At 40.7% G+C, this 15965-nt stretch carries 15 protein-coding genes; 3 read left to right on the top strand and 12 right to left on the bottom strand.

The window, feature by feature from the left end; genetic code table 11:
* Positions 1-5: 5 nt before the first annotated feature.
* The 11 genes from lpxA to pyrH form a co-directional block, all read right to left on the bottom strand.
* A complete protein-coding gene (gene lpxA / locus L5B90_RS03955; protein ID WP_265762199.1) occupies positions 6-794 on the bottom strand; it encodes an acyl-ACP--UDP-N-acetylglucosamine O-acyltransferase in 789 nt (262 codons plus the stop codon).
* Positions 795-820: 26 nt separating this feature from the next.
* On the bottom strand, positions 821-1270 hold the full coding sequence (gene fabZ, locus L5B90_RS03960; protein WP_017807062.1) for a 3-hydroxyacyl-ACP dehydratase FabZ: 450 nt from the start codon (positions 1268-1270) through the stop codon (positions 821-823).
* Between the two features lie 113 nt (positions 1271-1383).
* Complete coding sequence (lpxD, locus tag L5B90_RS03965) at positions 1384-2415, bottom strand: UDP-3-O-(3-hydroxymyristoyl)glucosamine N-acyltransferase (protein ID WP_265762200.1); 1032 nt, start codon at positions 2413-2415, stop codon at positions 1384-1386.
* On the bottom strand, positions 2415-2999 hold the full coding sequence (locus L5B90_RS03970) for an OmpH family outer membrane protein (protein ID WP_250364210.1): 585 nt from the start codon (positions 2997-2999) through the stop codon (positions 2415-2417). The genes lpxD and L5B90_RS03970 overlap by 1 nt, the downstream gene beginning before the upstream one ends.
* Before the next feature lie 111 nt (positions 3000-3110).
* Positions 3111-5495, bottom strand: a complete 2385-nt coding sequence (bamA, locus tag L5B90_RS03975) for an outer membrane protein assembly factor BamA (protein WP_265762201.1) — start codon at positions 5493-5495, stop codon at positions 3111-3113.
* Positions 5496-5524: 29 nt separating this feature from the next.
* Positions 5525-6856, bottom strand: a complete 1332-nt coding sequence (gene rseP, locus L5B90_RS03980) for a sigma E protease regulator RseP (RefSeq protein ID WP_265762202.1) — start codon at positions 6854-6856, stop codon at positions 5525-5527.
* A 9-nt stretch (positions 6857-6865) separates the two neighbouring features.
* A complete protein-coding gene (locus L5B90_RS03985) occupies positions 6866-7729 on the bottom strand; it encodes a phosphatidate cytidylyltransferase (protein ID WP_265762204.1) in 864 nt (287 codons plus the stop codon).
* A 3-nt stretch (positions 7730-7732) separates the two neighbouring features.
* Positions 7733-8461, bottom strand: coding sequence for a polyprenyl diphosphate synthase (gene uppS / locus L5B90_RS03990; RefSeq protein WP_250350784.1), 729 nt, complete (start codon positions 8459-8461; stop codon positions 7733-7735).
* Positions 8462-8605: 144 nt separating this feature from the next.
* Positions 8606-9805 carry a 1-deoxy-D-xylulose-5-phosphate reductoisomerase gene (ispC, locus tag L5B90_RS03995; RefSeq protein ID WP_265762205.1) on the bottom strand — a complete coding sequence of 400 codons (1200 nt, stop codon included), beginning with the start codon at positions 9803-9805 and terminating at the stop codon, positions 8606-8608.
* A gap of 134 nt (positions 9806-9939) precedes the next feature.
* Positions 9940-10497 (bottom strand): ribosome recycling factor, encoded by a 558-nt coding sequence (gene frr, locus L5B90_RS04000; protein ID WP_250350786.1) that lies wholly within the window; start codon positions 10495-10497, stop codon positions 9940-9942.
* 29 nt (positions 10498-10526) lie between these two features.
* Positions 10527-11243 carry a UMP kinase gene (gene pyrH / locus L5B90_RS04005; RefSeq protein WP_250350787.1) on the bottom strand — a complete coding sequence of 239 codons (717 nt, stop codon included), beginning with the start codon at positions 11241-11243 and terminating at the stop codon, positions 10527-10529.
* A 145-nt stretch (positions 11244-11388) separates the two neighbouring features.
* Here pyrH and L5B90_RS04010 point away from each other — a divergent pair, with 145 nt between their 5' ends.
* Positions 11389-12957, top strand: coding sequence for a phosphoethanolamine transferase (locus L5B90_RS04010; protein ID WP_265762206.1), 1569 nt, complete (start codon positions 11389-11391; stop codon positions 12955-12957).
* Here the strand turns inward: L5B90_RS04010 and lpxH are convergent.
* On the bottom strand, positions 12938-13681 hold the full coding sequence (gene lpxH, locus L5B90_RS04015) for a UDP-2,3-diacylglucosamine diphosphatase (RefSeq protein WP_250364204.1): 744 nt from the start codon (positions 13679-13681) through the stop codon (positions 12938-12940). The genes L5B90_RS04010 and lpxH overlap by 20 nt on opposite strands.
* 119 nt (positions 13682-13800) lie before the next feature.
* Between lpxH and L5B90_RS04020 the strand changes: the two genes are divergently transcribed.
* Complete coding sequence (locus L5B90_RS04020; RefSeq protein WP_250364203.1) at positions 13801-14535, top strand: 1-acylglycerol-3-phosphate O-acyltransferase; 735 nt, start codon at positions 13801-13803, stop codon at positions 14533-14535.
* 1 nt (position 14536) lies between these two features.
* A complete protein-coding gene (locus L5B90_RS04025; protein ID WP_265762550.1) occupies positions 14537-15946 on the top strand; it encodes a multicopper oxidase domain-containing protein in 1410 nt (469 codons plus the stop codon).
* Positions 15947-15965 lie beyond the last annotated feature (19 nt).

Below are 15965 nucleotides of genomic sequence, written 5' to 3' on the forward strand. Positions count from 1 at the left end.
TTTAATTAGCGAATAATGCCACGGGTTGAACGCTTGAAGAAATCAAGGAAAAAGCTAATCGCACTTTCCGTTTTGGCGTAATGCTCAATTTCTGGCATCACTTCTTCTAAGGTTTTTCCACTGCGATAAATCAATTTATACACATTACGAATGGCGTGTAATGTCGGCTTATCAAAGCCACGGCGTTTCAAGCCTTCAATATTCACACCAAAGGGCTGTGCGTGGTTGCCTTGTGCCATCACATAAGGGGGAACATCTTGGCTCACCATTGAACCACCGCCAAGCATAACGTGTGCGCCAATGATGACAAATTGGTGAATGGCTGACATTCCACCGACAATCACGAAATCATCTAGTTCCACGTGTCCTGCAAGGGTGGCATTATTAGCAAGAATACAACGATTTTTGATTTTACAATCGTGTGCAATATGGGCGTTGATCATAAATAAGTTATCATCACCAACACGGGTTACGCCCCCACCTTGTACTGTGCCACGATGAATAGTAACACTTTCACGGATGCGGTTACGATGACCAATAATGGTTTTGGTTGGCTCATTTTGATATTTTAGATCTTGGTTTTTCTCACCAATGCTCGCAAACTGGAAAATTTCATTCTCTTCACCAATCTGAGTGACGCCATTCACAACAATATGTGAATGTAGTACTGTGCCTCTGCCAATTTCAACGTCAGAACCAATAATACAAAATGGGCCAATGACGACGTTTTCGCCAATTTTAGCGCCTTCCTCAATAATGGCTGAAGGGTGAATTTTTGCACTTGGATGGATCATATTGACCTCTTAATTTCTTGATTTTGTTATCTGCGAGCGCACATTAATTTTGCTTCACAAGCCACTTCACCATTTACTGTTGCGATACCAGTAAATGCCGTAATACCACGGCGTTCTTTGATCACTTCAACATAAAGTTCCATTTGATCACCCGGTAAAACTGGACGTTTAAAACGTGCATCATCAATACCTGCGAAATAGAACAATTCTCCACCTTGTAATTCGTGAGTTTTAAACGCTAAAATGCCCATTGACTGTGCCAATGCTTCTAAAATTAACACGCCGGGTAAAATTGGTTCTCCCGGGAAATGCCCTGTAAAACAAGGTTCATTAACGCTGATGTTTTTAATCGCTTTTAACCATTTCCCTTCTTCAAAATCGGTCACACGATCCACTAATAAAAAGGGATAGCGGTGTGGAAGTAAGGTCATAATTTCTTTTGCTTCAATGACTTTTGCGGTTTGTTCTGTTGTCACAATCGTACCTTTTTAATTTAAAAATAATAGAAAATAAAATTGGCGCAGATTATACGATATTTCACCGTTTAATACAAAACGCACCACATAAAGTGGCACGTTTGAAAGATGAGTTAAGCATTATTCAGCTTTTTTTCTAGCGCTTTTAAACGCTTATTCATTTTATCAATGTCTAAGGTTAATGCAGCGGTTTTTCGCCATTCTTTATTTGGCTGTAACGGAATGCCGGAAGAATAAACACCAGGTTCGGTAATTGGGCGCATTACCATTCCCATTCCTGTAACGGTCACTTTGTCTGCAATTTCCATATGACCATTGATTACACTTGCGCCACCAATGAGACAATAGCGTCCCACTTTCAGGCTGCCCGCCATAATCACACCGCCTGCTACCGCTGTGCCAGTGCCGATATGTACGTTATGGGCAATTTGACAAAGGTTATCAATAATCACATTATCTTCAATTACCGTGGCATCTAATGCGCCGCGGTCAATACAGGTACAAGCACCAATTTCAACGTGGTTACCAATAATCACTGTGCCAGTTTGTGGGATCTTGATCCAGCGGCCTTTATCATTTGCATAGCCAAAACCATCACTGCCAATAACTGCACCAGATTGAATTAAGCAATGTTCACCAATTTGTACTTGGTGATAGATGTTTACATTCGCCCAAAGTTGGGTGTTTGCACCAATTTTTGCGCCCTTGCCAATAAAGCAACCTGCACCGATAACCACGTTATCACCTAATTCAACTTCATCTTCAATCACCGCATTAGCGCCAATGGAAACATTTTCACCTAATTTTGCCGAGGATGAAATCACCGCACTTTCAGCAATACCTGTGGCGGCTTTAGGGGTAGAATCCATATATTGCGCTAACACAGCATAAGCAACATAAGGATCATTGACAATAAGCAGATTGCTTTCAGGCGAACAAAACTCCACATCATTTTGACTCACGACTAAAACCCCTGCGTGGGATTGGGCAAGCAAATCACGGAATTTAATATTTGAAATAAAGGTGAGTTGGTTTGACTGTGCTTTGTCAAGAGGAGCAATACTATCAATAAGCACATTGGCGTTACCACGAATGGTAGCGCCAATTTGTTGTGCTAATTCTTTAAGAGAATAAGACTTTTGCATTATTTAGCCTGTGCTGGAGCTGGAATTGCTTTTAATACTTCTTCGGTGATATTTTTGCCATCAGCTGCATACACTGCCACTTTTTCATCAAGCACGGCGCTGTAGTTTTTTGCTTTTGCCACCGTTGTCGTCGCAGTTTGAATGTCAGTTAATAATTTACGTTCAACTTCCATTTCTGCTTTTTGTGTTTCCTGACGGAATTTAGCAATATTTTCTTGGTGCTGTTGTACTAATTTTTTAAACTCTTCATCACGTTTTTGCGCTAATTTTGCAATTTCATCCTGACGCTTTTTAATATCAGCTTGACGTAATTTTGGTGCATCTTTATCTAATGCTTTCACTTTACCATCAATTTCTTTTTCAAATGCTGCTTTTTTATCTTGCAGTGCTTTATCTTCAACTTGTAATTTTTCAGATGGTGCTTTGAATTGCTCATCTAATTTTTTAAATTCAACTTGACGTGCTGGATGATGTGCAAATAAATAATCGACATTTACAAAGGCAATATTATCTTCCGCCATTGCAATGGATGAACCTAATGCTAACGCTAAAGAAAGTGCGGTTAATTTTACAGCTTTTTTCATTTTTGAGTTTCCTTAAAATAAATTAATTTTTAAATTCAATACCAATGGGAGCAAGCTCCCATTAGCTTTCCAAGCTTTCACTTAGACTAATAAGAATGAAAGAAGTTCCAATTAGAATGTACCACCGATACTAAATTGGAATTGTTCAATTTCATCACCTTTATATTTTTTGATTGGTTTGGCATAAGAGAACACCAAAGGTCCAATCGGTGATTGCCATTGGAAAGCGACACCCGCTGAGGAGCGAACACGGCTCGGATCGCCGTAATCCGGTAAATTGGTGAAACGTGCTTTTCCGTCTGTTTTCCATTTTGTATTCCATACACTTGCTGCATCAACAAAAACTGAGGTTCTTACTGAACGTTGATTTTTGTCCGCCACAAAAGGTGTTGGTACAATTAATTCCGCACTTGCGGTGACCATTGCATTACCACCGACAATGTCGCCATTTACCCCTTTCTTACAATATTTATCCGGTGTCGTTGCACAATTTTTTTCATCTCGATAAATAGCTTGTGGGCCTACTGCACCATAAGCAAAACCACGCAAACTTCCCATACCACCTGCACTGTAAGTTTGATAGAACGGTAAACGTTTACCACCAAAACCATTCGCGTAAGCTGCGGAAGCTTTTGCTGAAATGACCCAGCTATGATCACGATCTAACGGATAGAAGCCTTGGACATCTGCGGACAATTTGTAATATTTATTATCTGAACCTGGAATAGTCACTTTTCCGCCGATCGAGGCGCGCATTCCTGACGTTGGGAAATAGCCGCGGTTCAGATTGTTATAGTTCCAACCCATAGAGAATTCAAAATCGTGAGATTTGAATGTCCAATCACTCACATTCATTGATTCACGATAGAGGTTACGGTTATATTCAGGGCGTACATCTTTTAATTTGTTGTAAACATAGCCTAACCCAACATAGTATGAGTTATTCTCATTGACGGGGAAACCAAGCGTACCGTTCACCCCGTAAGTTGTACGGCTATAAGAGGCTGACGTGTCGTTTTTTGAGTTATCGTATTTTTCAAAGAATACATTCCCACCAAGACTTACGCCGTCTTTTGTGAAATAAGGTTCTGTATAGCCTAAATTCACACTGGTACTGTAATCATTACGCGAACCACCTAAACTGATTGAAGATCCCATTCCCAAAAAGTTATCTTGTTTAATACTTGCCTGATAGCTTAAGCCACTTTCTGTACCATAACCAATACCAAAGTTAATGCTACCCGTATTACGTTCTTTCACTTTATAGATCACATCAAGTTCATCGTCCGTGTTTGGCACATTCTCAGTACGCGATTCTACAGTCTCAAAAAATCCTGTACGTTCTAACCGCACTTTACCTAGTTCAACTAATTGAGAAGATAACCAAGTTCCTTCTTGCTGACGCATTTCTTGGCGTAATGTGCTATCTGCACTGACGTTATTGCCTTCAAAACGAATTTGACGCACGGAATAACGACGACCTGCATCAACCACATAAGTTAATGCAATAGTGTGATGTTGATCGTCAAACGCTGGGCTAACATTCACTTGAGGGTTTGCGTATCCCTGCTCACCTAAGGTCGTTTTAATGGCATTTTCTACCGCAACCACATCACTACGACGGAAGGTTTCCCCCACCCGAATTTGTTTTAATAATCCGGAAAGCTCATCGCCCATTCCCGCAACATTACCCACAATACGCGCGCTCTTAACGGTATATTTCTCACCTTCATTAACATCAATAGAAACTTTTGCCTCAGTCTGTGCATCATTTAACTGCACATCTGTTTTAGTGATTTGCATTTTGGCATAGCCGTGATCAAGGTAAAACTCGCGTAATGTATCTAGATCTTTACCAAACTGTACGGAATCGAATTTATTGCCAAAAAGCTTCCACCACGCATCAGGTTGTAATTCCATTTGTTCTTGCAACTTGCTTGAACTAAACGCGTGATTTCCTTCAAAGGTAACCCCTTTCAACAGTGCGATATCATTTTCTTTAATTTGGATTTTGACTTCCGCACGATTATTTGGCAATGGCGTAACGATGGTTTCCACTTTTGCGTTATAACGCCCTACGCTACGGTAATGATCTAATAAACTTTGGCGAAAAGCCTCTAATTTATCAAGGTTCAACGCATCGCCAACCGCAAAGCCATTAGCGTCTAGATTATCTTTCAAGGCTTCACTTGGAATTGAGCTATTCCCGTCAAGAATAACATCGGCAATAATTGGGCGTTGCTGTACAGAAATCACTAGGGTATTGCCTTCTCGAGCCGCTTTAACCCCCTCATATCCCTGTAAGAACAAGGTTCTTACTACATTAGCAATATCTTTATCTGTCGCCCGTTGCCCAACTCTAACGGGTAAATTCGCAAGAATTTTGCCTTCCGTGCCAGCCTGAACGCCATCAACACGAATATCTTGCACAATAAAAGGTGCAGCCATCACCGTGGTTGAACCCAATAATAAACTTGCGATTAAAAGTTTTTTCATTGTTACTTTTATCCTTGTAAAAGAAAGAGTTATAAACGTAAGAAATCGTTAAACAAAGCAAATGCTGTTAAAGCTAATAAGCATATTGCGCCAATTTTATAAGCCGCATCTTGCACTTTTTGTGAAAGTGGTTTGCCTTTTATCGCCTCGGCGGCAAGAAAAACTAAATGTCCCCCATCTAATACTGGTAATGGGAACAAATTCATAATACCTAAATTCACACTAATTAATGCCATAAAACTTAAATAATAAACGAAGCCAATTTCAGAAGAAACACCCGCCCCCTTTGCAATAGAAATAGGCCCGCTTAAATTATTTAAAGAAAGATCGCCAGTAATTAATTTACCGATCACTTTTACAGTCAGTAGCATTAAATCTTTCGTTTTTTCTATGCCTTTTTGTAACGCGTCAAAAAGACCATATTTTAATTCCGTGCGATATTTTTCATCTAATGGTTTAATGGTTGGCGAGACGCCAACAAACCATTTCCCTTTTTCGTTTAGTATCGGCGTTAAGGTTTTATATAGCGTTTCCCCCGCCCGCTCAATGCGCAACGTGAAAGGCAGCCCCTTTTGCACATCGTGAATAAAATCTTGCCAATTCATTGGTTCACCGGTATTGGTATAAAGTTTATCACCAACAAGCAAACCTGTTTTTTGTGCAGGGGAATCTGCTGCCACTTTAGACAAGGTCATTTCCACTTTAGTTCGCACAGGAATCATACCTAATGCGCCAAAAGCACTTTCTTTTTCGGGATCAAAACGCCAATTTGTTAAGTCTAAGGTACGCTGTTGCTTCACGTTAGAGGTAAAAGGAGAAAGCGTGATTTCTACATTTGGATTGCCCATTTTGGTGGCAAGTACCATATTAATGGTTTCCCAATCTGGCGTTGCTGTGCCATCAATGGCGATAATTTGTGAATCTGGTTGGATCTGTGCTTGTGCCGCAATAGATTGAGGTCGAACCTCTGCGATAACAGGTTTCACACTAGGAATACCAATGGAATACACCAACCAATACGCCAATATAGCAAAAATAAAATTCGCAATAGGCCCTGCTGCAATGACAAAGGCACGTTGTGCAACAGATTTATTATTAAAGGCTTGTGATTTTAATTCTTCTGGTACCGCTTCGTTACGCTCATCAAGCATTTTCACATAGCCACCTAAAGGAATCAGTGAAATAGAAAAGGCTGTCCCTTTTTTATCAAGAAATGACCACAATACTTTACCGAAACCAATAGAAAAACGCTCAACTTTTATACCGCACTTTCTCGCAGCCCAAAAGTGTCCGTATTCGTGTACAAAAACCAGTACACAAATGGCAACCAAAAATGAACCTAGCGACCACAAAAAAGACATATCTGTTTCCTATAAGACATAAAAATAGAAATAGGCAAAGAATGGAACAGCAGCAGTTAAGCTATCAATACGATCTAAAATCCCACCGTGTCCGGGAATTAACTGACTGCTGTCTTTAATACCGCTTTCACGCTTAAACATACTTTCCGTCAAATCACCGAGTACAGAAATCGCCACTGTCGCAACGGATAACAGGATGAAAGGCGCTGTTGGCACATTGAATAGATCTTGCGGAGCAACTTGCATAAAAATGGCTGCTAACACGCCAGCCGTGAGTAAACCACCAAATACCCCTTGCCAAGTTTTACCCGGGGAAACTTTTGCTGCAAGTTTATGCTTTCCAAATTGGCGGCCGGCAAAATACGCCCCTGAATCAGCTGCCCATACAAGAATAAAGACATAAAAGAGCAACATTAAGCCGTGATAGGGATTAGCAACGTAACTATCTAAACGCAGTTTTAACACACCAACAATAAAAGGCACTAAAGTTACAATGGCGAAAACTCCTTGCAACACCACGGATTTTGCCCAAAATTTCGCTGAATTGGGATAATTCACTACCAGACCAAGGGCGATAATCCACCAAATCACGGCACTTAATAAAATCGGTTCGGCATAATGTTCAAACACACGCCCAGCATTGAGATAATTGGCTTCGCTTAAAATCCATAAAAAAAGCACCGCACTTGCTAATCCAGCCACGACAACACGCCAAAATTTATTTTTAACCTGGGCAAATTGTGTCCATTCCCAAATGCCTAAGCCCACCACGGCACCTAACGCTAAGGCAAAATAAAAAGGAGAAAATAAAAATAACGCAGCACAGACAATAGCAATTAAAATTATTGCGGAAATGACACGTTGTTTAAGCACAGTTTAGTCCTCTTGTTCTGCTCCACCAAAACGGCGATTTCGTTGTTGATAAGCTAAAATAGCTTGATTAAATTCTTGTTCGTTAAAATCTGGCCATAACACATCGGAAAAATAAAATTCTGCATAAGCAATCTGCCATAGCAAAAAATTACTCACACGTTGCTCCCCACTTGTCCGAATGAGCAAATCAACCATTGGCTGATTTTGGGTAACCAAATATTGCTGAAAACGTTCTGCGGTGATCTCATCAACGGTCATCTGCTGATTTTTCACTAAGCTGGCAAGCTGTTTTGTAGCCTGCACAATATCCCAATAGCCCCCGTAATTTGCCGCAATATTTAAGGTAAGTGCGGTGTTATTTTCGGTTAATTTTTCTGCGTTTTCGATTTTTTGCTGTAATTTTGCATTAAAACGCGATTTATCGCCGATAATTTTTAACCGAATATTATTTTTATGCAATTTTTTCACTTCTAAATCAAGTGCTTGCATAAATAATGTCATTAATGCACTCACTTCACTTTCGGGACGAGACCAATTTTCACTGCTAAAGGCATAAAGTGTGAGAACATTCACACCAATTTTTAGTGCATAGGAAACCGCTTGGCGCACTGCCGCGACACCATTTTTATGCCCGAAAATACGCATTTTTCCTTGCTGTTTTGCCCAACGACCATTGCCATCCATAATAATCGCAACGTGTTGAGGAATATTATTTGAATCAATCTCTGTCATTCATCAAGGATTTTCTAGTTACAAAATTAATGGCTGAATATATCATAATATGATCTTACTTACTATGAAAACGCACAGAATTATATGTAAAAAATCAAAGCGAACTTTCGCCCGCTCTGAGTTATTTATAATAAAAACAAAATGTTATTTTGATTGAATGATTTTCCACGCCAACCCACGTGCTTTTTTATCCACCTCTAACACATCATCAATGGATTGAATCTGTTGCGGCGTGATGTTTTCTACAACCTGCTGATTCACAAAGGCAATGTCGGTAAATTTAATTTGACGGTTTAAAAACGCCTCGACAGAAATTTCGTTCGCCGCGTTCATCGCTGTTGTTGCATACTGCCCTGCTGCGAAAGCATCTATGGCGAGTTTTAAACAAGGGTAACGCTGATAATCTGGTTGTAAGAAAGTCAGCCCATTAAGCTGATAAAAATCCAATGGCGCAACCCCCGCAAAGGTACGCTGTGGATAAGCCATTGTTTCAGCAATTGGCGTACGCATATCAGGGTTACCCATCTGCGCAATGACCGAGCCATCAATATAACGCACCATAGAATGAATAATGGATTGAGGGTGAATAATCACTTCCATTTCATCAGCTGTCGCATTAAATAACCAACGAGCCTCAATATATTCTAAGCCTTTGTTCATCATTGTAGCTGAATCGACCGAAATCTTTTTGCCCATTGACCAATTGGGGTGTGCCACAGCTTGTTCTGGTGTGATGTGTTCAAATTCAGTAAGATCCGTATAGCGGAAAGGCCCGCCCGATCCCGTTAAGACAATTTTACTAATGCCTAATTCTTGTAGCGGACAAAAACCGATTTTTTCTTGTGCTTGAGGCGGTAAAGATTGGAAAATCGCATTGTGTTCACTGTCCACTGGCAGAAGCTGTGCGTGGCTTTTCTTCACTTCATCAATAAAGAGTTGCCCACAAGTCACCAAGCTTTCCTTGTTGGCTAGCAACACCCGTTTACCCGCTTGCACCGCTGCAAGGGTTGGTAGCAAGCCGGCTGCACCAACAATGGCAGCCATCACTTGATCAGCCTCAGGGTGTGCTGCTAATTCACAAATAGCTTGTTGTCCGCTTAACACTTGCGTTTTCATACCAAGTGCGGTCAATTTTTCTTTCAAATTTTTCGCCGCACTTTCATCATCTAATGCGGCAAAAGTCGGGTGAAATTTAACGCATTGCTCAAGCATTAACTGCACATTACGCCCCCCTACTAAAGCGAACGCTTGATATTTTTCTGGATTATGTGCTATTACAGAAAGGGTGCTAGTGCCGATTGAGCCGGTTGAACCAAGAATGACGAGTTTTTGTTGTTTTTGCATAAATTTTTGACCGCACTATAAAAAGAAGTAAGTTTGCTAAAATTGTGGTGAATATACTCAAAAGCCAGCCGTTCAGCAAGAAAAAAGAGGGCGAACCTTTGGCTCGCCCTTTATTGCTTCATTATTTCAAATGATTAGAAATCTAATAATTCTTTCTCTTTGTCCGCTAACACTTCATCCACTTTTTTCACATAAAGATCGGTGATTTTTTGGATTTCATCTTGTGCTTTGCGTTCTTCATCTTCGCTGATTTCTTTTTCCTTCAACAACGCTTTGATTTGATCGTTAGCATCACGGCGTACATTACGTACAGCAACTTTGCCTTGCTCGGCCTCCGCTTTTACGATTTTGATTAAATCACGACGGCGTTCTTCCGTTAATGGTGGAAGTGGAACGCGAATGGTTGTGCCTGCTGATGATGGGTTTAAACCTAAATCAGAGGTTAAGATGGCTTTTTCTACTGCCCCGATTAAACTACGATCAAACACAGTTACTGCAAGTGTGCGTGCATCTTCAGCGACAACATTAGCTAACTGACGTAATGGCGTTAATGCGCCATAGTATTCCACTTGAATACCATCAAGTAAGCTAGGCTGTGCGCGTCCTGTTCTGACTTTCGCAATATGATGTTTGAATGTTTCAAGGCTTTTTTCCATACGCGTTTGCGTATCTTGTTTAATTTCGTTAATCACAAATATTCCTTTTATTTAAGTTTAATCAATTAGTTACAAATAAGCGTCCCTTCACGCTCACCTAAAATAACATTGCGTAATGCCCCCGGCTTGCTCATATTAAACACGCGAATTGGCATTCCGTGATCTCGTGCTAACGTAAAGGCGGCTAAGTCCATCACTTGCAATTCTTTGTCAATCACATCAGCATAAGTGAGTTTTTCATACATCACTGCTTCTGGATTTTTGGCAGGATCGCAATCATACACGCCATCCACTTTTGTGGCTTTGAGTACAACATCGGCTTCAATTTCAATACCGCGCAAGCAAGCGGCTGAATCGGTAGTAAAAAATGGGCTACCTGTTCCTGCCGAGAAAATGACCACGCGTCCTTCACGTAGCATTTTAATTGCTTCAGACCAGTTATAAGTATCACAAATACCATTGAGTTGGAAGGCGGACATCAATTTTGCATTGACATCAGCACGGTGTAAGGCATCACGCATTGCTAAGCCGTTCATTACGGTGGCAAGCATTCCCATATGATCGCCAACCACACGGTTCATTCCTGCTTTCGCCAGTTTCGCACCACGGAATAAATTTCCGCCCCCTAACACAACCCCGACTTCTACGCCCATTTCTAGTAATTCTTTAATTTCGAGCGCCATTCTGTCTAAAATTGAAGGATCAATTCCAAAACCTTCCTCACCTTGTAAAGCTTCACCGCTTAATTTAAGCAGGATTCTTTTATATACGGGTTTGCTCATTTTTTCCTCACAAAAGTTGGGTACAAAATTCTGCATATTATAGAGCAACATCTTTACCCTGAAAATAGCTTAGAAAAAAAATCGCATAGAACCCTCGAAAAAAATTAAGTAAAATGAGAGGAAGTCAAAAATAAGGAATAATGTTGTGACAGAAAAGAACAAAAAAGGAACATTTCATCTTTCATCCTTACTCGCAAGTGCGGTATGTTTTGCGCTACTTTATGTAATCAGCCTGTTGGCATTACAAGGCTCGGGTTATTTTCCACAGCCAAACTGGCAACAAATTGCCCTTTTTATGTCTTTCATTATTATTTTTTCTAGCTCCCAAAAATACTTTTATTTTATTGCGCTCCCTATTTTATTCATTTATGCCTGCTATGCGCCTATTGGGGTGAATTTTGGCGCGCCTTCTTATCAGTATATTGCCTCTGTTTTTGCCACCGACTTACAAGAAGGCAAAGAATTTTTCGCCCAAATTCCTCTACGTCACTATGGTTATCCCCTTGTTATTCTTGGCGGAGCCTTGCTTTATCGCAAGTTAAGTCAAAAATTCCACGTGGCTTTTTATAAAAATAAAGGGCTATTGGCACTCATTTTTATCAATGCATTTTGGGGACAAATTCCTTTCCAACCTCTGCAAGAAAGCTATTTAGCCGGGAAAAAAGTGATCGAAGAACTGCGTTTGCTTAATCGCTTTAATGTGCCAAGTGAATGGGGAGAAAGCCAACTGGATAGCCGTTCCCATTATGATGACTACATTTTAGTTATCGGCGAAAGTGCAAGAAAAGATTATCACCACGCTTATGGTTATCCTATTGCTAATACGCCTTTTCTTTCCAACGCCAAAGGCACATTAATTAATGGCTTAACTGCAGGGGGAACCAATACTATCGCTTCGTTAAAACTAATGTTTACAAAACCTAACAAAAAAACGTGGGAAGGTAATTATCGCTTAAATTTCATTGACTTAATTAAGTCAGCAGGTCTCAAAACCTACTGGCTTTCTAATCAAGGCTATTTGGGGCAATACGACACGCCCATTTCTGCGATTGCCAATAAAAGTGATGAAAAACTCTTTTTAAAATCAGGTGATTCTCTTAGCAGTGATGTGAGTGATTTTAAATTAATCGCAAAATTTGACCAGCTACTGCAAAAACCTAGCGAGAACAAACGTTTTATCGTTGTCCATCTATATGGCTCACATCCTTTAGCTTGCGAACGCGTGGCTGATTATAAAAAGATTTTTGACGACACAAAAATTGATAAAAAATATCAAGAAGTAAACTGCTATATTAGTTCGATCAAAAAAACCGATGAAATACTCAGCAAAATTTATCAGCTTCTGGTAGAAAATCAGCAAAAAAACCACCGCACTTTTTCGATGATTTACTTTGCTGATCACGGTTTAGCTCATCAAATCAGCGACAACTATATTGCCATTCATAATAGCAATGGTAAAAGCAAACGCCATTACGATATTCCATTGTTTAAAATTTCCAGTGATGATCAGCAACGTCACGAGAAAAACGTGGCAAAGTCTGGCTTGAACTTTACGGAAGGATTAGCCAATTGGATAGGCATTCGCAATGCGAATATTGACGCCAATATGGATCTTTTTGATGAGACACCACAGCCAGATTATGGCTTAAAAGAAAAAATTGAAAATATCTCTGCGCCAGATGATCCTGCGGTGATCATTCCTGCTCAACGCTAACCTGTTGATTTAACGAATGGTTAATAAATGTCATTGTTTTCGCTGACACCGCTAACACCGACGACGTTGCCCCCCAATCACCGAGAACAATGCGTTCAAAGTGCGGTGGAATTTTGTGCCAATTTTGCCGATGGGTATGCCCGTGAATAAGCTGTGGCACATTAAATTGTTGCATTGTTTGCAACACAAAATCGGCATTTACGTCCATAATTTGAGAGGATTTATGCTGCTTATCCTGTTTGCTTTTGGCACGAATTTTCTCAGCAATTTTTAACCGCACTTTTAAAGGAAGATGTAAAAAAAGCCATTGACGCCATTTTTGATGCACTTTTTTACGATAGCGTTGGTAAGCCATATCATCAATACAGAGTGTATCGCCGTGGCAAAGCAATGTGGGAGTGCCATACAAATCAATCACCTGATAGGTGGGTAACAGGGTTAAGCCGCAAGATTGGGCAAATTTTTCGCCGATGAGGAAATCGCGATTGCCGTGCATAAAATAGCATTTCACGCCTTTTTCCGTTAAGGTGCGAATTTGCAGTGTCACTAAATCGATCAACGGAGAATGTTCATCGTCACCAATCCAAAAATCAAAAAGATCGCCTAAAATATACAAACTTTCAGCATCTTGGGCTTGATTTTGCATAAAATCCACAAAAAGGGCGGTTAAATCTGGACGATTTTCGCTTAAATGTAAATCAGCAATAAAATAGGTCGTTGCCATTTTGAATGTCTTTTTAAAGAATGAAATTGTTTGATAGCCTAGCATTTTTTTAGCGGATTGATACAAATATTTACGGATTTTCGCTATACTTGTGCAAATTTTTTTCAGGGTATGTCGTTATGCTAAAACTTCTTCGCATTATTGTGATTGTGTTCTGCTGTATTTTGATTTGTTTACTTGGCACAATCTATTCTCTTATTCGTTTCAGAAATCCAAGCAATGTAGGAGATATCGCTCGCTGGTTTGGGCGTTTATATCCGCTTTTCGGTTTGCAAGTGGAACATCGTTTCCCTGCAAAGGCAAAAAATATTGGGCCTTGCATTTATATTGGCAATCACCAAAATAACTACGATATGGTCACCATTTCTTATATGGTGATGCCACGCACCGTGAGCGTAGGGAAAAAAAGCCTGATTTGGATCCCTTTTTTCGGCATTTTATATTGGGCATCGGGCAACATTTTTTTAGATCGCGATAATCGTTCCAAAGCGCACAATACAATGACTCAACTGGCTGAACGCATTAACCGCGATAATCTTTCTATTTGGATGTTCCCTGAAGGTACACGCAGCCGTGGGCGTGGTTTACTGCCGTTTAAAACAGGGGCATTTCACGCTGCGATTGCCGCTGGCGTGCCGATTGTCCCTGTGGTTTGTTCTACCACACAAAATAAAATCAATCTTAATCGCTGGCATAATGGCAAGGTGATCTGCGAAATGCTACCCCCTGTGGATACCTCCGCTTATAGCAAAGATAATGTGCGTGAATTGGCGAGCTATTGCCATTCACTAATGCAACAACGAATCAATGAACTTGATGCAGAAATTGCTGCTCAACCAAGCCCAACAAAATAAGATGAATCATTTTTCGCGCCGTCAATTTTTCAAAACAGCCCTCACAGCGGGGGCATTTTCTGCTATTCCTGCGCCATTATGGGCTGCCGAACGCCAACCTTTGCGCGTTCCACCACTAATGGAAACACGTCGTGGTAAACCTGTTTTTTTAGAAATGAACAGCGCACAAGCGCAATTAGAACGGGGAAAAACCAGCGAAGTTTGGGGATTTAACGGTAATTATTTAGGTCCAACACTCAAAATGCGCCAAGGGGATTTCGCCAAGCTGAATTATCGCAATAACTTAACACAAATGGTTGCCTTAGCCATTCAAGGGCTACAAGTAAGCGCTGAATCACTCGGTGGTGTTGCGCATCCTTTTACGCAAGGACAAAGCTGGTCGCCAATTCTTCCCATCACCCAAGCTGCCTGCACCTGCTGGTATAGTGCTTGTACCCTCGGGCATTCGGCTTATCAAACTTATCGTGGGCTGCTCGGACTGTGCATTATTGAAGATAACGAAAGTCGTAAATCCAGCTTGCCACAAAAATATGGCGTAAACGATATTCCTTTAATTTTGCAAGATATGCAATTAAATGATGAAGGTGTGCAATTATTCCAACAAAATCGACCGCACTTTTTCGGTAATCGTTTATTGGTAAATGGGCAAGAAGCCCCCTATTTAGCCGTACCGCGTGGTGTTGTGCGGTTACGTTTACTTAACGCCTCCCTTTCGCGTCGCTATGAATTACGCTTTGATGATGAACGCGATTTCCAACTTATCGCCCTCGATCAAGGCTTTTTACCACAAGCGAAAACAACTAAGGTGCTGTTTCTTGCACCGAGTGAACGCGCAGAAATACTTGTCAATCTAAACGAAGGCGAAAATGCCACCTTAATCGCAGGAAAAAAACGGAATTTTTTCAGCAAACTAATGGGCTTTTTCGGCAGTAATGAAGAATTGCTTGATAACACCGTTGTTGAGCTACGCCCACAAGGTTTAAGCAGTGCGTTTGCACAAAATCATACAATGCAGTTTAATACTGATGCACTACAAGCATTAAAGGCGAAAATTCGTCGTGAGCGCCATTTCCAGCTTGATGCCAATAATGGACTGCTCAATCAACAACGTTTTGATCCAAGACGGATTGATGTAAATGCTGAATTAAACAGCACTGAGCGCTGGATTCTCACCGCCAACGAACCTACTGGGTTTAAAATTCAAGGGGCAAAATTTATCCTTGAACGTATCAATGATAAGCCCGTTGCAGAAAGCGATCTCGCTTGGAAAGATAGCCTGTGGATTGAAGGTCAAATGCAGATTTTAGTTCGCTTTCAACACCCTTCTTCTAACAGTCATCCTTTCACCTTTGGTGCAACGGATTTGCTCGCAGCGGATAAAGGTTGCTTAGGCTTAATGGTGGTGCAATAAAGAAATAACGCTAAGTTAT

Source organism: Avibacterium sp. 20-129 (genome assembly GCF_026226845.1).
In the GTDB taxonomy this organism is placed as follows: domain Bacteria; phylum Pseudomonadota; class Gammaproteobacteria; order Enterobacterales; family Pasteurellaceae; genus Avibacterium.